General features: G+C 66.4%; 18 protein-coding genes and 2 tRNA genes. 14 read left to right on the top strand and 6 right to left on the bottom strand.

Annotated features, from left to right (window positions below; genetic code table 11):
• Positions 1-6: 6 nt before the first annotated feature.
• On the bottom strand, positions 7-1,005 hold the full coding sequence (locus SBP01_RS14715; RefSeq protein ID WP_320536268.1) for an ABC transporter ATP-binding protein: 999 nt from the start codon (positions 1,003-1,005) through the stop codon (positions 7-9).
• Between the two features lie 161 nt (positions 1,006-1,166).
• On the opposite strand from SBP01_RS14715, the gene SBP01_RS14710 reads away from it, so the two are divergent.
• On the top strand, positions 1,167-1,607 hold the full coding sequence (locus tag SBP01_RS14710) for a thioredoxin family protein (RefSeq protein ID WP_275212159.1): 441 nt from the start codon (positions 1,167-1,169) through the stop codon (positions 1,605-1,607).
• 108 nt (positions 1,608-1,715) lie between these two features.
• On the opposite strand, the gene SBP01_RS14705 is transcribed toward SBP01_RS14710, so the two are convergent.
• On the bottom strand, positions 1,716-1,994 hold the full coding sequence (locus tag SBP01_RS14705; protein ID WP_320536267.1) for a putative quinol monooxygenase: 279 nt from the start codon (positions 1,992-1,994) through the stop codon (positions 1,716-1,718).
• Between the two features lie 67 nt (positions 1,995-2,061).
• Here SBP01_RS14705 and SBP01_RS14700 point away from each other — a divergent pair, with 67 nt between their 5' ends.
• Positions 2,062-3,738, top strand: coding sequence for an AMP-binding protein (locus SBP01_RS14700; protein WP_320536266.1), 1,677 nt, complete (start codon positions 2,062-2,064; stop codon positions 3,736-3,738).
• Between the two features lie 29 nt (positions 3,739-3,767).
• Here the strand turns inward: SBP01_RS14700 and SBP01_RS14695 are convergent, their stop codons facing one another.
• Positions 3,768-4,760, bottom strand: coding sequence for a 3-methyladenine DNA glycosylase (locus tag SBP01_RS14695; RefSeq protein WP_320536265.1), 993 nt, complete (start codon positions 4,758-4,760; stop codon positions 3,768-3,770).
• A gap of 129 nt (positions 4,761-4,889) precedes the next feature.
• Between SBP01_RS14695 and SBP01_RS14690 the strand changes: the two genes are divergently transcribed.
• From SBP01_RS14690 to SBP01_RS14670, 5 genes are all read left to right on the top strand, one after another.
• Positions 4,890-5,282 carry a VOC family protein gene (locus tag SBP01_RS14690; protein WP_320536264.1) on the top strand — a complete coding sequence of 131 codons (393 nt, stop codon included), beginning with the start codon at positions 4,890-4,892 and terminating at the stop codon, positions 5,280-5,282.
• A gap of 43 nt (positions 5,283-5,325) precedes the next feature.
• A complete protein-coding gene (locus tag SBP01_RS14685; RefSeq protein ID WP_275212164.1) occupies positions 5,326-6,711 on the top strand; it encodes a cystathionine beta-synthase in 1,386 nt (461 codons plus the stop codon).
• Between the two features lie 49 nt (positions 6,712-6,760).
• Positions 6,761-7,924 carry a cystathionine gamma-synthase gene (locus SBP01_RS14680; RefSeq protein ID WP_320536263.1) on the top strand — a complete coding sequence of 388 codons (1,164 nt, stop codon included), beginning with the start codon at positions 6,761-6,763 and terminating at the stop codon, positions 7,922-7,924.
• Between the two features lie 113 nt (positions 7,925-8,037).
• A complete protein-coding gene (locus SBP01_RS14675) occupies positions 8,038-8,529 on the top strand; it encodes a helix-turn-helix domain-containing protein (RefSeq protein WP_320536262.1) in 492 nt (163 codons plus the stop codon).
• Positions 8,526-9,851: an MFS transporter gene (locus tag SBP01_RS14670; RefSeq protein ID WP_320536261.1), complete on the top strand. Its 1,326-nt coding sequence runs from the start codon at positions 8,526-8,528 to the stop codon at positions 9,849-9,851. The genes SBP01_RS14675 and SBP01_RS14670 overlap by 4 nt, the downstream gene beginning before the upstream one ends.
• Before the next feature lie 99 nt (positions 9,852-9,950).
• Here SBP01_RS14670 and SBP01_RS14665 read toward each other — a convergent pair whose 3' ends face one another.
• Genes SBP01_RS14665 through SBP01_RS14655 form a run of 3 tightly spaced genes read right to left on the bottom strand, consistent with a single transcriptional unit; the run spans position 9,951 to position 13,313 of the window.
• Positions 9,951-11,492 (bottom strand): APC family permease, encoded by a 1,542-nt coding sequence (locus SBP01_RS14665; RefSeq protein WP_320536260.1) that lies wholly within the window; start codon positions 11,490-11,492, stop codon positions 9,951-9,953.
• 31 nt (positions 11,493-11,523) lie between these two features.
• Positions 11,524-12,735 carry a glutathionylspermidine synthase family protein gene (locus SBP01_RS14660; RefSeq protein ID WP_320536259.1) on the bottom strand — a complete coding sequence of 404 codons (1,212 nt, stop codon included), beginning with the start codon at positions 12,733-12,735 and terminating at the stop codon, positions 11,524-11,526.
• 2 nt (positions 12,736-12,737) lie between these two features.
• The gene (locus SBP01_RS14655) at positions 12,738-13,313 is read right to left on the bottom strand and encodes a Tat pathway signal protein (protein WP_275212171.1); all 576 of its coding nucleotides are present in this window, start codon (positions 13,311-13,313) and stop codon (positions 12,738-12,740) included.
• 175 nt (positions 13,314-13,488) lie between these two features.
• On the opposite strand from SBP01_RS14655, the gene SBP01_RS14650 reads away from it, so the two are divergent.
• The 7 genes from SBP01_RS14650 (at position 13,489) to SBP01_RS14620 (ending at position 19,703) form a co-directional block, all read left to right on the top strand.
• Positions 13,489-14,142 (top strand): MOSC domain-containing protein, encoded by a 654-nt coding sequence (locus tag SBP01_RS14650; RefSeq protein ID WP_275212172.1) that lies wholly within the window; start codon positions 13,489-13,491, stop codon positions 14,140-14,142.
• A 415-nt stretch (positions 14,143-14,557) separates the two neighbouring features.
• Positions 14,558-16,792 carry a DEAD/DEAH box helicase gene (locus SBP01_RS14645; RefSeq protein WP_320536258.1) on the top strand — a complete coding sequence of 745 codons (2,235 nt, stop codon included), beginning with the start codon at positions 14,558-14,560 and terminating at the stop codon, positions 16,790-16,792.
• A 243-nt stretch (positions 16,793-17,035) separates the two neighbouring features.
• Positions 17,036-17,107, top strand: a tRNA-Thr gene (locus tag SBP01_RS14640).
• Between the two features lie 61 nt (positions 17,108-17,168).
• Positions 17,169-17,242, top strand: a tRNA-Met gene (locus SBP01_RS14635).
• 358 nt (positions 17,243-17,600) lie between these two features.
• Positions 17,601-18,329, top strand: a complete 729-nt coding sequence (yidC, locus tag SBP01_RS14630; protein WP_320538359.1) for a membrane protein insertase YidC — start codon at positions 17,601-17,603, stop codon at positions 18,327-18,329.
• 121 nt (positions 18,330-18,450) lie between these two features.
• Positions 18,451-19,011, top strand: a complete 561-nt coding sequence (locus SBP01_RS14625) for a dihydrofolate reductase family protein (protein WP_275212175.1) — start codon at positions 18,451-18,453, stop codon at positions 19,009-19,011.
• A 35-nt stretch (positions 19,012-19,046) separates the two neighbouring features.
• Complete coding sequence (locus tag SBP01_RS14620; RefSeq protein ID WP_320536257.1) at positions 19,047-19,703, top strand: SDR family oxidoreductase; 657 nt, start codon at positions 19,047-19,049, stop codon at positions 19,701-19,703.
• Positions 19,704-19,786: the final 83 nt, after the last annotated feature.

Below are 19,786 nucleotides of genomic sequence, written 5' to 3'. Positions count from 1 at the left end.
CTGTGCTCACTTGGCGGACTCCTGTTGAACTGGCTTCCGATGGGTTGAAGCCCGGTGGCCGGAAACCCGGGGGCCCGGAGGAGGGGAGCCGGGCTCTCCGGGGCTGGAATACATCTGCAGCACCGATTCCTCCAGGTCAGGCTCCTCCAGGACCAGGTCCTTCAACTTCAGCGTGCTTAGGGCCTTCACCAGAGGCTGGATGGCGCCCGCCAGCGTGGCGGAGAGCGTGACCGTCCCGTTGGACTCCAGTACCTCCACGTGCCCGACGCCGGGCACCGCACCCAGCAGCGCACCGGCGTCGTGCGCGGTGATCCCGGTGGCCGAGAACCGAAGGTGCCGGACGGCACCCTCCCGCAGCCCGCTGACAGACTCGACGGCGATGATCTTGCCGTCCCGCAGGATGGCGACGGTATCCGCGGTCTGCTGGACCTCGCTGAGCACATGCGAGCTGAGGAAAATGGTCTGCCCCTGCTGCCGGGCCTCGCGGACCATGGCATGGAACTCCTGCTGGACCAGCGGATCCAGGCCGCTGGTGGGTTCGTCGAGGACCAGCAGTTCAGGGCTGTGCATAAACGCCTGGACCAGCCCGAGCTTCTGCTTGTTGCCCTTGGACAGCTTGCGGGTATGCCGGTCGAGGTCCAGGCCCAGCCGCTCGGCCAGCGCGTCGATCCTGCCCGGCGCCACCGGACCGCTGATGGCCTCGTAGTGGGAGAGCAGTTTGCGGCCTGTCACGCGGCCTTCGAGGAACAGCTCGCCGGGCAGGTAGCCGATCCGGCGCCGGAGCTCCGGTCCGCCCTGCCGCGGATCCTTGCCCAGCACCCGGACTTCCCCGGAGGTGGGGCGGATGATGTCCAGCAGGCAGCGCATGGTGGTGGTCTTGCCCGCCCCGTTCGGGCCGATGACCCCGAACACGGAGCCCGCCTCCACGCTGAAGTCCACGCCGTGCAGCACTTCCCGCCGGCCGAATTTCTTCGTGAGGGAACGGGTAGAGATTGCGTGGGCCATAACCCCTCCTATGTTCGGCAGTCAGCGCCTGATGCCCCAACGTTATGCCCCGGGCCGTTATGTGTATACGACCGCGCCGCCGAGATATTCCGATGACGCGGGCAGCGAACAGGGCGCCTGCGGCCGGGACATCCGCCCGTGCCTCGCGTACCGTTGGAATCATGGCAACCGTAGATATCACAGGTGAACAGTTCGCATCGACCATCGAAGGCAACGATATTGTCCTGGTGGATTTCTGGGCTGAATGGTGCGGTCCCTGCAAGCAGTTCGGGCCCACGTACAGTGCTGTGTCGGAGAAGCACTCCGACGTCCTCTTCACCAAAGTGGACACCGAGGCCGAGCAGCAGCTTGCCGCCGAGGCCGGCATTACGTCCATCCCCACCCTGATGGCCTTCCGCGAAAAGGTCCTGGTCTTCTCCCAGCCCGGTGCGTTGAACGCCCAGCAGCTGGAGCAGGTTGTGGACGCCGTTAAGGCCCTGGACATGGACGAGGTCCACGCCCACGTGGCGCGCTCGCAGGCGGAAGCCGCGCAGGCCGCCGCCGACCCAGCCGGTCCCAAGAGCTCCGGTCCGCAGGACGGCACGCAGATCCCTGACTTCTAAGCCCCACTTAACAGCAACGTGACTTTAACAGCAACGCGGGGTCACATTTAGCCCGAGATCCTCGGTTTTTCGGGCTAAATGTGACCCCGCGTTGTGGTTTGCGGCGAGTTACAGCCGTTCGATCTTGACGGGCTCGGCGAGCAGTGCGCTCAGGGATTCGTTAAGGTCCTGGACGGCGATGCCCTTGGAATGCTTCGTGAGGTCCTCCTCCGACGCCCACTGCTCCGTCAGCACCAGCTTCTCCTCGGTGGCTTCGGTCAGCTCGTACCGGATACAGCCGGGCTCGTTCACCACCTCGTCGATGGCGATTTCAAGGGCGAGCTTCACGCGGAAGAACTCGCCGTCGTTAGGGATGAACGTTGCCTGCAGGTCGATGGGTGCACTCATGGATTTCACAATACCGGCCGGCGCGCGGATGCTTCTCCTCAGGTCCTGATGTTGGTAGCGTGCCAGCATGCGCGCTTACACAGCCGGGGACACTGACGTTCCGCTCCTTGAGGAAACCATCGGACAGAACTTCGAGCAGGTGGTGGCCCGTTTCCCTTTTCACGACGCGCTGATCGAGGCCGCGGCGGTCCCGGGCGGCGATGCCCGCCGCTGGAGCTACACGAAGATGAACGACGACGTCGATCGCCTGGCCCGTGCGCTCCTCGCCTCGGGCGTCGCCAAGGGTGACCGCGTGGGCATCTGGAGCCCGAACTGCGCCGAATGGACCCTGCTGCAGTACGCCACCGCCAAGGCCGGCGCCATCCTGGTCAACGTCAACCCGGCCTACCGCAGCCACGAACTCGAGTTTGTGGTGAAGCAGAACGGCATGCGGATGCTGGTCACGGCACCGTCGGACCGCAACAGCGATTATGTGGGCATGGCACGCCACGCCTGGGCCTCCTGCCAGGACCTGCAGGAGCTGGTGTTCCTGCCGGATTCCGGTGCGGACGGGCTCGACGCCGGCGTCCCCCAGCGTGAGGCGGAGCTGACGTACGCCGAGCTGCTCAAGCGGGCTGACGGCGTCGGACATTCCGGCCTGAAGGCGCGGATGGCTGAACTGGATGCGCACGATCCCATTAACCTGCAATACACCTCGGGTACCACCGGGTTTCCCAAGGGTGCCACGCTGACCCACCACAACATCCTGAACAACGGCTACTCCATCGGCGAACTGCTGGGCTACACGGAGCATGACCGGGTGGTGATCCCGGTGCCGTTCTACCACTGCTTCGGGATGGTCATCGGGAACCTGGCCGCTCTCAGCCACGGCGCCGCCACCATCATTCCGGGGCGCGGGTTCACCCCGGCCGCCGCGCTGGAAGCCGTCCAGGACTTCGGCGGCACGTCCCTCTACGGGGTGCCCACCATGTTCATCGCCGAGCTGGCCCTGCCGGACTTCACGTCGTATGACCTCTCCACGCTGCGGACCGGCGTGATGGCGGGGTCGCTGTGCCCCATCGAGGTGATGAACCGGGTCATCACCGAGATGAACATGAAGGACGTGGCCATTTGCTACGGAATGACCGAAACCTCGCCGGTCTCCACCATGACCCGCGGCGGGGACACCATGCAGCAGCGGACCGAAACCGTTGGCCGCACCATGCCGCGGCTGGAAAGCCAGATCGTGGATCCCGGATCGGGGGAGGTCATGGAACGCGGGGAAATCGGCGAGCTCTGCACCCGCGGGTACGCCGTGATGGAGGGGTACTGGGACCAGCCCGAGAAAACAGCCGAAGCCATCGACGCGGACGGCTGGATGCACACCGGCGACCTCGCCCGGATGGATGAGGACGGTTACGTGGTGATCGAGGGCCGGATCAAGGACATGGTGATCCGCGGCGGCGAAAACATCTATCCGCGCGAGATCGAGGAGTTCCTCTACACCCACCCGGCCATCCAGGACGTGCAGGTGATCGGCGTCCCGGATGAGACCTACGGCGAGGAACTCATGGCCTGCATCATCCTCAAACCCGGGGCGGAGCGGTTGGACGAGGCTGCCGTGACCGAGTTCTGCCGCGGCAAGCTGGCACACTACAAGATCCCCCGCTATGTGGACGTCCGCGAAAGCTTCCCGATGACCGTCTCCGGGAAGATCCGCAAGGTGGAGATGCGAGAGGAAGCCGTGGCCCGCCTGGGCCTCTAGTACACCTCCGGGACTTGCAGTTTGGCGGGTCAGTGCCGGCGGTGGTCCTGGATGGTCATCCGCGGACCATAGGTGGGTTTACGGAAGCCGCTCAGATACAGCATCCGCACCACGCGCTGCCGGTGCCCGGCCCACGGCTCCAACAGGGCCAGCATCCCGGCGTCGTCCGTCCGCCGGCCGGTCAGGGCGGCGCCCACGTAGGCGGCAAGGTGATAGTCGCCCACCGCAATCGAGTCCGGGCAGCCGTGGGTCCGCTGCACCACTTCGGCCGCGGTCCACACACCGATGCCGGGGATGACCCGCAGCTTTTCGGCCGCCTCCAAAGCCGGGAGGGCAGACAGGCGTTCAAGCGCGACGGCGGACTGCAGCGCCCGCATGACCGTCGCCGAGCGCTGCGGGCCGACTCCGGCCTGGTGCCACTCCCAGGAGGGGATGCGCAGCCACTGCTCCGGGGTGGGCTGAACGCGGAGACCTTCGGGTGCCGCCGCGCCGGCCGCAGGTGCGGCGGCGCCGAAGCGGTACATCAGGTACCGGTAGCCGCGGCGGGCTTCGATGACGGTGACCTTCTGCTCCAGGATGGTGGGCACGAGGCAGTCGACCATGCGCCCGGTGGAGGGCAGGCGGACCGCCGGGTTCCGGCGTCGGGCCTCACGGACCATGCGGGGAAGGGTGGCGTGGAAGGCCGGTTCGTCGAATGCCGTCCAATCGTCGCCCGCGCCCAGCAGCCGCGGCACGCCGGCGAGCCCGGCGGCTGCACCGGGGCCCCAGGCCTGGGCGTCAACGGCGCCGCCGCCCCCCGCGCCGCCGTCAGCGCCGGCATTGGTGAGGCGCAGCGTCACCGGGCCATCCGGCGTCGTAAAGGCGCTCCACAGTCCGTCCGTCCGGAATGAAAACGAGGGATCCCCGGTGCCCCGCAGGAGCGTGCCCAGGGTCTGGCGCAGGCTGTAGGGGCCATCCGGATGCCACCGGAGGGACGCGTCCGCCGCGGCGGCCAGCCGGGCGGGAGCGTCAGCAATGGTCATGTCTTCATCGTCCCACGGCGGCCTGACAACAGAGCCCCGGGTGCCCCTTACGGACCCCGGGGACCGGGACTAGACTCCAAGTGGCGCGGGGCGTCCGCGCCTTCCCATTCGCATTCAAAGGAGCATGCAATGGCCGGAGTTGTGCATTTCGAGATTCCCACCGCCGACAAAGAACGGGCCAACACCTTCTACCAAAGCGCGTTCGGCTGGACCCTCGTCCCGATGCAGGGGATGGACTACACGAGCGCCATCACCACGCCCTCGGACGACCAGACAGGCGTGCCCAGCGCGCCAGGGGCCATCAACGGGGCCCTGTTCCCGCGCACGGACAGCCTCACATCGCCCATCATCACCATTGATGTGGATGATGTTGACGCGGCACTGAAGCAGATTGAAACGGCCGGCGGCCAGGTGGCCCAGCCCAAAGCCGCTGTTCCGGGCATGGGCTGGTTCGCCTACTTCAAGGACACAGAGGGCAACATCATGGGCCTCTGGCAGACGGATTCCTCGGCCGCAATCTGACGGCGGGGCAGAGCCCGCCACGGCAGGCGGTAGCTTTGTACCTATGAAGTACGCGCAGTCCGTCCTGGACCTCATCGGAAACACGCCGCTCATCAAGCTCAACCACGTGACGGAAGGCATCAAAGCCACCGTCCTGGTCAAGCTGGAATACATCAATCCCGGCGGCTCCATCAAGGACCGCATCGCGGTGAAGATGATCGAGGAGGCCGAACGGACCGGCAAACTGCTGCCCGGCGGGACCATCGTGGAGCCCACGTCGGGCAACACCGGCGTGGGGCTGGCGCTCGTGGCCCAGCAAAAGGGCTACAAATGCATCTTTGTGGTGCCGGACAAAGTGGGCGAGGACAAGCGCGCCGTGCTTCAGGCCTACGGCGCCGAGGTGGTGGTCACGCCCACCTCCGTTCCCCCGGACAGCCCGCAAAGCTACTACGGCGTCTCGGACCGGCTCGTGCGCGAAATCCCCGGCGCCTACAAGCCGGACCAGTTCTCCAATCCGGCCGCGCCGCGCAGCCACTACGAGACCACCGGCCCGGAAATCTGGCGCGACACGGACGGCCGCATCACCCACTGCGTGATCGGCGCCGGCACCGGCGGCACCATCACCGGCACCGGCAGGTTCCTCAAAGAGGCTTCCGCGGACCGTGCCGAGGCCGACGGCGGCGTGGTCAGGATCATCGGGGCGGACCCCGCGGGTTCGGTCTACTCCGGCGGAACCGGACGCCCGTACTTCGTCGAAGGCGTGGGCGAGGATATGTGGCCGGACAACTACGACAAGTCCGTGCCGGACCAGGTGATTGCTGTCAGCGACGCCGACTCGTTCGAGATGACCCGCCGGCTGGCCCGTGAGGAAGGCCTGCTGGTGGGCGGCTCCTCGGGCATGGCCGTAGTGGCAGCACTGCAGGCTGCGCGTGAGCTCCCCGAAAGCGCCGTGATGGTGGTCATCCTCCCCGACTCCGGCCGCGGCTACCTGGCCAAGATTTTCAACGACCAGTGGATGCGCTCCTACGGCTTCCTCTCCGCCGGCGAGGAAGCGTCCGTGGGCGAGGTCATCAAGACCAAGAACGGCGAATTGCCGGACCTGGTCCACATCCACCCGAACGAGACGGTCCGCGATGTCATCAACATCATGAACGAGTTCGGCGTCAGCCATATCCCGGTCCTCTCGCAGGAACCGCCCGTGGTGATGGGCGAGGTCCTCGGCGCCGTGGACGAGCGCACCCTGACATCCAAGCTGTTCCGCGGCGAGGCGAAGCTCACGGACAAGGTCTCCGAGCACATGGGGGAGCGGCTCCCGGTCATCGGTTCACTGGAAAGCATCTCCGCAGCCCGCGCGATGCTTTCCGACGCGGACACCCTGATGGTCACCTTCGTTGGCGCGCCCGTGGGTATCCTCACCCGCCACGACCTCCTCGCCTACCTCAGCAACTAACAGGCCAGGCGGGGCAACCTGCCGCCACCCCGCCACGAAAGGATTACCCATGTCTGCTTCTGAAAACCAGGGCTTCAACACCCGCGCCGTCCACGCCGGCCAGGCCTTCGAACCCCGCACCGGTGCTGTGGTGCCCCCCGTGCACTTCAGCTCCACCTACGCCCAGGACGGCATCGGCGGCCTCCGCGACGGCTACGAATACGGCCGCGGCACCAACCCCACCCGGGATGCCCTGCAGGAACAGCTCGCGGCGCTCGAGGGCGGCACCCACGCCTATTCCTTCAGCTCCGGCCTCGCCGCGGAGGACTCCCTGATCCGGGCGCTAACCCGGCCCGGGGACCACATCGTTCTGGGCAATGATGCCTACGGCGGCACCTACCGGCTCATCAGCCGGGTCCTGGGCGACTGGGGGATCGGCAACACCCCCGTGGACATGGCCGATCTGGACGCCGTGCGCACGGCAGTGGCCGCCAACAAGACCCGCTTCGTGTGGGTGGAAACCCCCTCCAACCCGCTGATGAAGATCACCGACATCGAAGCGCTCGCCAAGGTGGCGCACGACGCCGGGGCCCTCCTGGTGGTGGACAACACCTTCGCGTCGCCCTACCTGCAGAACCCGCTCGCCCTGGGTGCCGACGTCGTGGTCCATTCCACCACCAAGTACATCGGCGGCCACTCCGATGTGGTGGGCGGCGCCATTGTGGTCAACGATGCTGAGCTGGCCGAGAAAATCGGCTTTGTGCAGTTTGCGGTGGGCGCGGTGTCCGGGCCGATGGATGCGTTCCTCACCACCAGGGGCCTGAAGACGCTCGGTGTGCGGATGGACCGGCACAGCGACAACGGCCAGGCGGTGGCCGAATGGCTGCTGCAGCGCCCCGAGGTGGAGGCTGTGCTGTACCCGGGCCTGCCTTCCCACCCCGGCCATGAGCTGGCGAAAAAGCAGATGAAGAAGTTCGGCGGCATGGTGTCCGTCCAGTTCAAGGGCGGCGAGGCGGCGGCCCGGACCGTCGCGGAGAACACCTCGGTGTTTACGCTGGCGGAATCCCTCGGCGGCATCGAATCGCTGATGAACTACCCCTCGGAGATGACCCACGCCTCGGTCAAGGGCACGGAGTTGGCCGTTCCGGTCAACCTGATCCGACTTTCCTGCGGCATCGAAGACGTGGAGGACCTGATCGCGGACCTGGAGCACGCCTTCACGTTCCTGAAGTAACCCGCGGGAGAGCACTTCGCGCTAGTCGCGCAGCGAAATACTACCGCGAAGTGCTCACTCGCGTTCCCCAAAAGAAGCTGGCTTTCTTGAAGAAAGTTAGCTAGGGTGCCTTTATGGCACTCCGATCCGACTGGTCCCAACGCACCTGCAGCCTGGCACGGGGCCTCGATGTCCTCGGCGATCCGTGGACCCTGCTGGTGCTCCGCGAGGTCTTCTTTGGCAACGGGCGCTTCGACGCCATGAAGACCCGGCTGGCGGTGGCCGACTCGGTGCTGACCAAGCGTCTGGCCGGGCTGGTGGAATCCGGGCTGCTGGCCAAAAAGGCCTACGACGACGGCGGGCGGCCGCGTCAGGAGTACGTCCTGACCACCAAGGGGGAGGACGCCCTCCCCGTCCTCAATGCCGTGGCCATCTGGTCCGAAAAGCATTTGCCCGCGCCTTCCGGGCAGGCCCACATGTATGTGATCCACTCCGGCTGCGGCCGGCGGACCGGCTCCGCGGACACCTGCACCCACTGCGGGGAGCGGCTCACGGCCGCCAACACCAGCTGGCACAGCCTCACCCGGTCGGACGCTCCCGTGGAACTCGCCACGGCCGGCGCATGACTGCCACCGGATCGCGCCGGCGGCGCCGCCTGCACCCCGCTTGGACCGTTGCCGCCGTGGCCTTCCTGGCACTGGTGGGTGCCGCCGGATTCCGGGCCGCCCCGGGCGTGCTGATGGTCCCGCTGCAGCAGGAATTCGGCTGGTCCACCACGGTCCTCTCCGCTGCCGTGAGCATCAACCTGGTGCTGTTCGGCCTGACTGCTCCGTTCGCCGCCGCCCTGATGGAGCGGTTCGGGATCCGCGCCGTCACGGCCACCGCCCTGGTGATGATCGGCGCTGGCAGCGCCCTGACCGTGCTGGTCAGCCAGTCCTGGCAGATCCTCCTGAGCTGGGGTCTGCTGATCGGCCTGGGCACGGGCTCCATGGCTCTGGTCTTCGCGGCCACCATCGCCAACACCTGGTTCGCCAAAAGCCGGGGCCTGGTGATCGGGATCCTCACCGCCGGCAGTGCCGCGGGCCAGCTCGTCTTCCTGCCCTTCATCGCCATGCTGGCCCAGGATCCAGGCTGGCGGCAGGCCTCCCTGTTGATTGCCGCCGGCGCGCTCGCGGTGGTACCGCTGGTGCTGAAGTTCCTCAAGAACGCACCGGCCGACGTCGGCGCTTTGCCTTATGGCGCAACGGAGCCTGCGGAGGAAACGGCTGAGCCTGCTGCCGCCCCTGTTGTGGAAAGCGGACGCAGCAGCAACGCCGCCATGCGGGCCCTCCAGGTCCTCAAACGGGCCAGCCGGGTGCGCACCTTCTGGGCGCTGGTTGCCGGCTTCGCGATCTGCGGCGCCACCACGAACGGCCTGATCGGCACCCACTTCATCCCCTCCGCGCACGACCACGGGATGCCGGAAACCACCGCGGCCGGGCTGCTCGCCGTCGTCGGGATCTTTGACATCCTGGGGACCATCGCCTCCGGCTGGCTGACCGACCGTTACAACCCCAAAGTCCTGCTGGCCGTTTATTACCAGTTCCGCGGGATCGGGCTGCTGGTGCTGCCGCTGCTGCTGAGCGCCACCGTCCAGCCGAGCATGATCGTGTTTGTGGTGATTTACGGCCTGGACTGGGTGGCCACGGTGCCGCCCACCGCAGCCATCTGCCGCAAGACGTTCGGGGCGGACGGCAGCGTGGTGTTCGGCTGGGTCTTCGCGGCCCATCAGCTCGGCGCGGCCGCGGCCGCCCTTGGCGCCGGTGCCATCCGGGACGCAACCGGGCAATACACCTACGCCTGGTTCGGCGCGGCGGCCATGTGCACCATCGCCGCCGTCATCAGCGCAACGATCCGCAGGGACAAATCTGACAAGGATCCCGCACCCGTCCCGGTGGCCGCAGCCTGACCCTCCGCCGGTCCGGGGTCCCAACTAGGTAGCGCTAACTGTCGTTTCGGGCCCTCAAAACGACCGTTAGCGCTACCTACTTGGGGGAGTGGGCGGGGATTAGTTGGGGGAGCGGACGCTGGGTGGCGCGGCGGCGGGCTGACCCGTGAAGTACCCGCGCGTGGAGGGCAGGAACCGGCAGACAGCGGCGAGGACCACTCCCAAAGCAAGCAGCACCACGCCGCTGACGAACGCCCCGCCGACACCGAAAATCTGTGTGTCGCCGTAGGCCGGATCCCACATCTGAACGGCCGAGATGAAGAACGCTGCAGTGAGGATCAGGGCGCCAATGAGGGGAAGGACACCCCGGAACCAGAAGTTGCGGGCCGAAGCGCGGAGAGAGTCGCGGAAGTACCAGACGCAGGCGAAACCGGTCAGGGCGTAGTAGAAGGCGATGAACAGGCTGATGGCACTGATCGAATCGGCCAGCAGGTTTTCGCTCAGGATGCTCATGGCCACGTAGTACGTCACGGCGGCAACGCCCATGACCTGGGTGGAGAAGCCAGGGGTCTGGTTGCGGGGGTGGACTTCGCCGAACTTCGGCGGCAGCGCCCCGTGCACCCCCATGGAGAGCGTGCCGCGGGCCGTGGGCAGGATGGTGGTCTGCGTGGAGGACAGGACCGACGCCAGGACCGCCACGATGATCAGCCATCCCCACGGACCGAGGACAACGTCCTTCATGGCCAGGAACACATCGCTGTGGTTCGCCTCGTTGCCCAGGCCGATGCCTTCGGTTCCCACGGTGGCGTACATCATCACCAGCAGAGCTACCGAGACGTAGATGGCCACCAGGACAAAGGCGGAGATGACGGCGCCGCGGCCCGGGGTGGTGGCCGGGTTCTCGGTTTCCTCATTGACGGCCAGGCAGGTGTCCCAGCCCCAGTAGATGAACAGGGCGAGCAGGGCGCCGTGCACCACCGCGCCGGGATCGGCGAAGGCGCCTGCCGGGTTGAACCACTCAAAATCAAAGGCCTGACCGGTTATGGCGCCGCCGGATGCCCCGCCCGCGATCCTGACAATGATCGCCAGCGCAAAGATCCCCAACGACACATACTGCACGTAGGTCAGGACGCGCTGGACGTGCTCACCCAGCCTGATGCCCCGGTAGTTGACCAGGGTCATAAAGGCAATAAACAGCACCCCGGTGACCGTGACCACCAGCTTGTTCTGGGCCAGCGAACCGTCGCCGATCAGCAGCCACAGGTACTGCCCGGCCACCTGCGCCAGGTTGGCCAGGACCACGATGCCGGCCAGGGCAACGCCCCAGCCGCCCAGCCAGCCGGCCCAGGGCCCGAACGCCCGTCGGGACCAGGTGAACGTGGTGCCGCAGTCCGGCATGGCGCTGTTCAACTCGCGGAACGCATACGCGATGAAGAGGACCGGGACGAAGCCGAGGATCAGGATCAGGGGGGTGTAGTTGCCGTTCACGGCCACGATCAGGCCCAGGGTGGCCGCGAGCGAATACACCGGTGCCGTGGATGCCAGGCCCAGCATGACTGAATCGCCGAGGTCCAGGATTCCTGCCCGGAGCCCTTTCGCCGGGACGGCACCGCCGGTTCCGCCGCCGGAGCCGCCGCCCGCCGTTGTGGTTTCCGCGCTCATGGTGCCACCGGGCCGGGACGTGTCAGGGGGCTCATAGGGCGATACCTGTCTTAGTGGAGTGGGCCGCCGCCGAGAGCGGCGCCGGGGCGTCGATGGTGTTTGGCACAAAACGGCAGAAGTAGTCGGTGATGGGGCCGTCCGATTCGCGGATTCCGCAGCCAACGGACTCGCCGTCCACCACCCAGAGGCCCAGGACGGGGTGGTTGCCGTCGAAGTCCGGCAGGGCATGAAACTGCTGGTAGCACCAGCCTTCGCGCCCGTAGCCGCCCGGCTGCTCCAGGTTGATCCCGGCCGCGTGGATTTTGATGTTGTCACCCTCGCGGCCGTGCAACGGCTTCGCCACCCACTCCTTCAGCGGCCCGGGTTCGTTGAGATAGGCCGGCAGGAGGTTGGGGTGGTCCGGATAGAGGTGCCACAGCGCGGCGAGCAGGGCCTTGTTGGAGAGCAGCATCTTCCAGGCGGGCTCCACCCAGCGGGGATTGTGTGCCCGCTCCAGGAGGCGGTGCCCGAACGGCTCCTTCATCATCAGTTCCCACGGGTACAGCTTGAACATGGTGCTGATCATGTAGTTGTCCAGGTCCACAAAGCGGTTAAGGTTCGGATCCCAGCCGATATCGGACATGTTGATGCCGATGGTGGTCCAGCCCGCCTGGCTGGCCACGTCGCGCATGTAGGCGGCCGTCATCCAATCTTCGCCCGACTCCTCGGCTTCGGAATGGGCAACGTGCAGGGTGCTCATCCCGGTGCGGTACTGCATTTTCTTCCACTGCCGGATCAGGGCCTCATGGATCCCGTTCCACTGATCCTTCTCCGGGAATACGTCCTGCAGCCAGAACCACTGGGTGACGGCGGCCTCGATCAGCCCCGTGGGGGTGTCAGCGTTGTACTCCAGCATCTTGGCCGGGCCGCCCTGACCGTCGTAGATGAAGTCGAAGCGCCCATAGATGTCCATATCCCCGGCCTGCAGCGATTCGGCGGCGAGCTCCAGGGCCTGAGGGCCTATGCCGATGTTCCCCATGGCGCCGGTGGCCAGGAACTTCGCGGCCTCCAGGCACATCCGGTGCATGTCCTCGGCCTGGATCTCCAGGGACTCCACTTCGTCGACGGTGAATTCGTAATAGGCGGATTCGTTCCAGTACTCGATCTTCCGGCCGTCCGGCATGGTGGTGGTGGAGAAAACCAGGCCCTGCTCTTCGATCTTCTGCTTCCAGTCAGGCCTGGGCTCCGATATCAACCGCTTCACGCCTAGCCCCCCGTGCTTCCGCCCTTGGAGCTGCTGCCAAAGCCGCCCCTGCTGACCGTTCCGCCCTTGCTGCTGTACCCGGTGGAGGCTTTGGCTCCGCTTGGCACCGTCCTGGTGAAGTTGGGCGCCGTTGACCGGTTCTGGCCCACCGCGGGCACGCTGGCGCCGCGGGAGTAGAAGTACCAGGCATAGAGTGCCCCGCTGCGGCCCGCCGAGCTGTTGCACTGGGCATCTTCCACGCGCTCGCCGGTCTCATCGTTAAAGCAGACCTGCGCGTACTCGGGCTCATCCTCGTTGCTGGCCACGATGGCGGTGATGGTTCCGGCGAGGAGTGCGGTCACACCAAGACCCACGACGACGGTGCGGCGCTGGGACCGCTTCTTGCGGGCGGCCATCTCCTGCACCTGGCGCTCGCGGTCACGAGCGAACGGATCCACCGGTGTGACAGGTTCGTTCAGGAGTTCGGGGCGCAGTTCCGGCTTGGGCACCTGCCACGGCGGGGGCTTGGGCGCATCCTTGGCGTTGTCCCCACCGCCGGCTTGGTCCGCGCCGTCGGTATGATCTTTACCTTCGTCCATGACATCCCCCCTCGGTAGTCGATGATGAAAATCGGGCTGAAAGTGGGCGCCACGGTGCGCCGCCAATCCTGAAGTCAGCCTAGCCGCTGCCCTCCCGGCTGCGACACCCCGGCCGGGCGGAAGTCCCCGCCCGGCCCGCCACCTGAACACTGGGCCGGGAACTTACACTGGAGCCATGGAAACCGCGTCAGTGCTTGCCGTTTGCCGGGTCTACCAGCTCCTCCCCGACGAGGGACCAGTCGGGGTGACTGCCATCGACAAGCGCCCGGTGGAGGGCCCGGTTCGTGTCCATTCCCTGGGTGTCCACGGGGACGTCCAGGCGGACAGGATCAACCACGGCGGCGAGGACCAGGCCGTCTACGCCTACTCCCAGGCAGACGCCGAGTACTGGGCCGGTGAGCTCCAGCGCGACCTTCCGCCCGGTTTCTTCGGCGAAAACCTGCGCGTGGCGGGCATCGAAACCACCGGCGCCGTCATCGGCGAACGCTGGAAGATCGGACTCGACGTCGAACTGGAAGTCACGTCACCGCGCACGCCATGCGCTGCATTCCAGCGGCGCATGGGCGAGCCAAGGTTCGTCAAACGCTTCACCGAGGCAGGACGAGTGGGCGCATACCTCCGGGTAGTGCGGCCCGGGACCATCCAGGCCGGCGACCACATCCACCGCCTGTTCGTTCCACGGCACGGCATCACGATCGGAAAGTGGTTCAGCGCACCCGACCTCGAATCGATGGAGGCGTTGCGGGACGCCGAGGCGGACGGCGAGATCCGGCTGCAGCCCGAGTATCAGGAGAAATTCGAGCGTTTGCAGCGGCAACTGGCACGGTAGCAGCCCGCTGAAACCCCCTCCCGCGGCACCCGCAAAAGCGGTGTGCGCAAGCTCACCGCCGCCGTCGTGCGTTCAAATTAGCACCCCGGCGCCTGCGTACCTTACACTTGAAATATCCCCCACTCCGGAAATCCCTTATTCCTGCCCAATTTTTGAGGCAGGACTGGCAAGTGTTGGGGCCCGCACAAGCGATGCGGGCATTTTCATAGGGAGAGCCGGCTAAAGAAAACGCTGTACAGACTGCTGGGATAGCAGCCAAGAGATGCAGCGGGAAGTCCTGCCACGGGATTGCGAAAGCGCCGGACTTCCAGTGACCGGCCGGTCAATGTATGCCCGGCACCCACGGCACACGTACTGCGGCTCCGCTCACCTCGGGTTGTGCCGCCTGGCCCCCTATGGATGAGGAAATTTCCCTATGCCCGAAAATCAGAATGACGCTGCTACCGAAACGGTAAGCGCCGACACCGCCGCCGTCGAGTTCACTGAGGCCGCTGTTCCCGCAGCAGAGCCCGCCGCTGACGAAGCGCCCGTGACCGAAGCACCGGTTGCCGAAGAAGCACCCGCCGCTGAAGCTGCTCCCGCCAAGGCTGAAGAGGCGCCGGTTGCTGAAGCTGCTCCCGCCAAGGCTGAAGAAGCGCCTGCCGCTGAAGCTGCTCCCGCCAAGGCCGAAGATGACGATGAAAACGCCATCAAGTTCGCCGACCTCGGCATTGACGGCCGTGTCCTGGCCGCCCTGCAGGACGTCGGCTACGAAAAGCCTTCCCCCATCCAGGCAGCAACCATCCCGCTGCTGCTTGAAGGCCGCGACGTCGTGGGCCTCGCCCAGACCGGCACCGGTAAGACTGCAGCATTCGCAGTACCGGCACTGTCCCGCCTGGCCGAGCTCCACGACCTCAACGGCCCGTCCCGCAAGACCCAGGCCCTGGTCCTGGCTCCCACCCGCGAGCTGGCGCTTCAGGTTGCCGAGGCTTTCACCTCCTACGCCAAGCACATCGATGACTTCACCGTCCTCCCCGTCTACGGCGGTTCCGCCTACGGCCCCCAGCTTGCCGGCCTGCGCCGCGGCGCCCAGGTTGTTGTCGGTACCCCGGGCCGTGTGATCGACCACATTTCCAAGGGTTCCCTGGACCTGTCCGAGCTTCAGTACCTGGTGCTGGACGAGGCTGACGAGATGCTGCGCATGGGCTTCGCCGAAGACGTGGAGCAGATCTTCCAGCAGACCCCCTCGGACCGCCAGGTGGCACTGTTCTCCGCCACCATGCCGAGCCAGATCCGCCGCATGTCCAAGCAGTACCTGAACAACCCGGCCGAGATCTCGGTGAAGTCCAAGACCACCACCGGCGCCAACACCCGCCAGCGGTACCTGCAGGTCATGGGCCCGCACAAGCTGGACGCGCTGACCCGCATCCTTGAGGTGGAAGAGTTCGACGGCGTCATCGCCTTCGTCCGCACCAAGATGGCTACCGAGGACCTGGCTGACAAGCTGAAGTCCCGCGGTTTCCTGGCCGCCGCCATCAACGGCGACATCCCGCAGCAGCAGCGCGAACGCACTGTTGACGCGCTGAAGGAAGGCCGCATCGACATCCTGGTGGCCACCGACGTCGCCGCCCGTGGCCTTGACGTGGAGCGCATCAGCCACGTGGTCAACTACGACATCCCGCACGACACCGAGTCCTACGTCCACCGCATCGGCCGCACCGGCCGGGCAGGCCGTTCCGGCGACGCCATCCTGTTCATGACGCCGCGGGAGAAGTACCTGCTGCGTTCCATCGAGAAGGCAACCCGGCAGCCGGTGGAGCAGATGCACCTGCCCACCGCCGAGACCGTGAACACGCTGCGCCTGGGCAAGTTCGCCGAGAAGATCACCGAGACCCTCGAATCAGAGGACGTCTCGGCGTTCCGCGACCTCATCGCGTCCTACGAGCAGGAGCACAACGTTCCGGCCGCGGAGATCGCCGCCGCACTGGCCGTTATGGCCCAGGGCGGACAGCCGCTGCTGGTCAAGGAACTGCCAGCAGCTCCTGAGTACCAGAAGCGCGAGCGCGCCAAGGACGGCTTCGGCTCACGTGGCCCGACCCGCACGCTCACCGAGGGCAACGCCACCTACCGGATCGCCGTCGGACGCCGTCAGCGCGTTATGCCGGGCTCCATCGTCGGTGCCATTGCCAACGAAGGCGGCATTTCATCGGCCCAGATCGGCGGCATCGACATCCGCTCGGATCACTCCCTCGTGGAGCTCCCGGCGGACCTGAGCCCCGAGCAGCTGCGCGCCCTGTCCCGCACCCGGATCGGCGGCGAGCTGATTCACCTCGAGCTGGATAACGGCCGCAAGCCCTCCGGTGGCGGCGAACGTGGCGGCTACCAGGGCAGCCGTGGCGGCGACCGCGGCGGTTACTCCGGTGGCGGCGGAGGCAACTTCAAAGGCAACGGCGGGTTCAAGAAGGACTTCCGCAAGAACGACGGCGAGCGTTCCTCCGCTGACCGTGGTGGCCGCTCGTACAGCGACCGTTCCGAGCGCAGCGTTGGTGCCGACAGCGGCTCCAGCCGCGGCCAGGCCAGCGATTCCCGCTTCGGCGGCCACGGCGACGGCTCACGCAAGCCCCGCACCGAAGGCAGCCAGGGCGGTTTCAACCGCAAGGGCAAGTGGTAAACGCCTAGTTTGACGCGATTCCCCGAGGGGCCGGCTTTCGAGCCGGCCCCTCGGTGTTTAAGCCCGATGGCGGCTTGTTGTGTTCGCTTCGTCACACGTGTTCGCGAACGCGGGCTCCGCCGGTCCCCGAGCAGGTCCCAGGGGGCTGTTTGGCGCCCGAATCCGGGGGTTTTTCCGGCCTTTGGCCGCGCCTGGACCCCGATTTGTTGGTGACCAAATCTTCCGGTAGAGTATTTACTCGTTGCCCCCCTAGCTCAGTGGTAGAGCGCGTTCTTGGTAAGAACGAGGTCACCGGATCGATTCCGGTGGGGGGCTCTGAATGAGGGCCTGTGTCAAGGCGGTTTTGACCGGCTTGATGCAGGTTTTTCTCATTCGTGGCGGTGTAGCTCAGTTGGTTAGAGCGCACGACTCATAATCGTGAGGTCGGGAGATCGAGCCTCCCCACCGCTACAGGCTAAGCCCCCGGAATCCTTCAGATTCCGGGGGCTTTCTTGTTGGCCGGACGGGAAAGCCCCCGGAATCCTTCAGATTCCGGGGGCTTTCTTGTTGGCCGGACGGGGCGCCCTCACCAACGAACCCTGCAGGTCCCGGGGTCGGTGACGTGGGCTGGATCCCGGTTGCCCGTGGCCAGAAGCAGGGTGAAGGAGGCGCTTTCGCGGCTGGGCGTAGAAATCCGGGTCCATGGCTGCGACGGTTGGACGTGACAACTGTGGCTTTTCGCCGTAGCTTGGCAGCATCCGGCGAGGGGGTGGCAGTGGACGTCCTGGCAGAGGTGCTGGCTCCGTTCAAGTGGCTGGTGTCCGCCCTGATGGTCTGGTTCCACGATGCCCTAAGCGGCCTCGGCCTGCCCGCTGCCAACGGCTGGACCTGGACCCTCGCCATCATCGGGCTGGTCCTGGTCATCCGTGCCGCCTTGATTCCCGTGTTCCTGAGACAGGTCGACGCCCAACGCCGGATGCGGCGCCTGCAGCCGGACCTGAAAAAGTTACAGGACAAGTACAAGGGCAAAACGGATCAGCTTTCCCGGCAGGCCATGGCCCAGGAGCAGATGGCCCTGTACAAGGAGCATGGCACCAATCCGTTCTTCGCCTGCCTGCCGATGCTTATCCAGGTGCCGTTCTTCCTGGCCCTCTTCCAGGTCCTGTCCGGCATCACCTCCGCGGCCAGACAGGACCAGGGCATCGGCGCGATGAGCCATCAGCAGGTGGTGCAGTTCGACGCGTCGAGCATTCACGGCGCCCCGCTGTCAGCATCGGTCCTGCACCAGGTCGGGGGGGATCAGGCGGCGGTCACAGTCCTCACCGTGGTGATGATCCTGGTCATGACGGCCGCACAGTTCCTGACCCAGCGACGGATCATGGCCAGAAGCCTGCCCGACGAGTCCGCAGATAATCCCTTGCTCCGGCAGCAGAGGATGTTCCTGTACGTCCTGCCGCTCATCTTCGGAGTGGGCGGAATCCTCTTCCCGATCGGCGTCCTGGTCTACTGGACCACCACCAACCTTTGGACCCTGGCGCAGCAGTTCTTCGTGAAGTGAGCGGCGGGCTCTCGGCGTTATGGACGGAGCTTAGCGCCGAGAGCCCGCCACTCAGCGCGCGCCAAACCTGTCCAGCACCGCAAACCTATCCAACACCGCACGACGGCGGCACAATAGGCGGATGGGCCAGCTCATCTACACAGGAATCGCCTCCCTCGATGGTTACGTGGCGGACCGGGACGGCAACTTCAGCTGGAGCGAACCTGACCGGGAAGTCCACACCTTCGTCAACGACCTCGAGCGGGACGTGGACACGTACCTGTTCGGCCGCCGGATGTACGAGGTCATGGCGGTCTGGGAAACCTTCGGCAGCACGCCGGGTGCGCCGGAGTACATCCAGGACTACGGCCGGATCTGGCTGGGGGCAGACAAAGTTGTCTACTCTTCAACCCTCGAAACCGTCACCACGGCCCGGACCAGGATCGAGCGGACCTTCGATGCCGGCGCGGTCCGGAAACTGAAGGACGGCACCGACGGAAAGATCAGCGTCGGCGGATCCACCCTCGCCGCGGCGGCCCTGCAGGCCGGGCTCGTGGACGAGTGCCAGCTGTTCCTCAACCCGGTGGCCGTTGGCGGCGGCCTGAGGTTCCTGCCCGACGGCCTGACCCTCAAGCTTGAACTGCTGGAGGAACGCCGGTTCGGCAACGGCGTGGTCTATCTGAGATACCGCACCCTCGCCTGACTGCGTGGAACGCCGCATGGGGGCAGAATGGGGGCATGACCCGCATCGTTATCATCGGCGGCCACGGCAAAGTGGCCCTCCACCTGTCCACGCTCCTCGCCACCGAAGGCCACAGCGTCACCTCCATCATCCGGAACCCGGAGCACGCCGCGGACGTCGCGGCCACGGGAGCAACGCCGTCGGTCCTGGACGTTGAAAACTCGACGACGGCGGAGATCGCCGATGCGATCAGCGGCCACGACGCCGTGGTCTGGTCCGCCGGGGCCGGGGGAGGCAACCCGGAGCGCACCTACGCGGTGGACCGGGACGCGGCCATCCGGTCCATGGACGCGGCGGTGAAGGCCGGCGTGCAGCGTTACGTCATGGTGTCCTACCTGGGCGCCGGCCCGGACCACGGCGTCCCGGCGGACAACCCCTTCTTCGCCTACGCCGAGGCCAAGACGGCGGCGGATGAATACCTGCGCGGCACACCCCTTGCCTGGACCATCCTGGGCCCGGGCAGCCTGACGGACCAGCCGGCCAGCGGCCTGATCGAGGTCAACCCGCCGCGGGACGGGAACGGGGCCACCTCCCGCAGCAACACGGCCAGCGTGGCAGCCGCGGTCCTGGACCTGCCCCAAACGGCCGGGCGGACCATTGAGTTCCGCGACGGCACCCTGCCCATCGCAGCGGCACTGGGGCCGCTACCGTAGCCCGAATCCGCCGCAGAGGAGCGCTGGTGATTCCGCCACGGACAGGTGCCGGGCGGATAAACTGAGGCGGGCGGCAGGCGCCT

Source organism: Pseudarthrobacter sp. IC2-21, from assembly GCF_034048115.1.
In the GTDB taxonomy this organism is placed as follows: domain Bacteria; phylum Actinomycetota; class Actinomycetes; order Actinomycetales; family Micrococcaceae; genus Arthrobacter; species Arthrobacter naphthalenicus.
This window is presented reverse-complemented; position numbering and strand designations above follow the sequence as displayed.

Excerpts from the sequence above, each read along its gene's own strand:
- SBP01_RS14715 (WP_320536268.1), bottom strand. The coding sequence starts at position 1,005 with ATGGCCCACGCAATCTCTACCCGTTCCCTCACGAAGAAATTCGGCCGG.
- SBP01_RS14710 (WP_275212159.1), top strand. The coding sequence starts at position 1,167 with ATGGCAACCGTAGATATCACAGGTGAACAGTTCGCATCGACCATCGAA.
- SBP01_RS14705 (WP_320536267.1), bottom strand. The coding sequence starts at position 1,994 with ATGAGTGCACCCATCGACCTGCAGGCAACGTTCATCCCTAACGACGGC.
- SBP01_RS14700 (WP_320536266.1), top strand. The coding sequence starts at position 2,062 with ATGCGCGCTTACACAGCCGGGGACACTGACGTTCCGCTCCTTGAGGAA.
- SBP01_RS14695 (WP_320536265.1), bottom strand. The coding sequence starts at position 4,760 with ATGACCATTGCTGACGCTCCCGCCCGGCTGGCCGCCGCGGCGGACGCG.
- SBP01_RS14690 (WP_320536264.1), top strand. The coding sequence starts at position 4,890 with ATGGCCGGAGTTGTGCATTTCGAGATTCCCACCGCCGACAAAGAACGG.
- SBP01_RS14685 (WP_275212164.1), top strand. The coding sequence starts at position 5,326 with ATGAAGTACGCGCAGTCCGTCCTGGACCTCATCGGAAACACGCCGCTC.
- SBP01_RS14680 (WP_320536263.1), top strand. The coding sequence starts at position 6,761 with ATGTCTGCTTCTGAAAACCAGGGCTTCAACACCCGCGCCGTCCACGCC.
- SBP01_RS14675 (WP_320536262.1), top strand. The coding sequence starts at position 8,038 with ATGGCACTCCGATCCGACTGGTCCCAACGCACCTGCAGCCTGGCACGG.
- SBP01_RS14670 (WP_320536261.1), top strand. The coding sequence starts at position 8,526 with ATGACTGCCACCGGATCGCGCCGGCGGCGCCGCCTGCACCCCGCTTGG.
- SBP01_RS14665 (WP_320536260.1), bottom strand. The coding sequence starts at position 11,492 with ATGAGCGCGGAAACCACAACGGCGGGCGGCGGCTCCGGCGGCGGAACC.
- SBP01_RS14655 (WP_275212171.1), bottom strand. The coding sequence starts at position 13,313 with ATGGACGAAGGTAAAGATCATACCGACGGCGCGGACCAAGCCGGCGGT.
- SBP01_RS14650 (WP_275212172.1), top strand. The coding sequence starts at position 13,489 with ATGGAAACCGCGTCAGTGCTTGCCGTTTGCCGGGTCTACCAGCTCCTC.
- SBP01_RS14645 (WP_320536258.1), top strand. The coding sequence starts at position 14,558 with ATGCCCGAAAATCAGAATGACGCTGCTACCGAAACGGTAAGCGCCGAC.
- yidC (WP_320538359.1), top strand. The coding sequence starts at position 17,601 with ATGGTCTGGTTCCACGATGCCCTAAGCGGCCTCGGCCTGCCCGCTGCC.
- SBP01_RS14625 (WP_275212175.1), top strand. The coding sequence starts at position 18,451 with ATGGGCCAGCTCATCTACACAGGAATCGCCTCCCTCGATGGTTACGTG.
- SBP01_RS14620 (WP_320536257.1), top strand. The coding sequence starts at position 19,047 with ATGACCCGCATCGTTATCATCGGCGGCCACGGCAAAGTGGCCCTCCAC.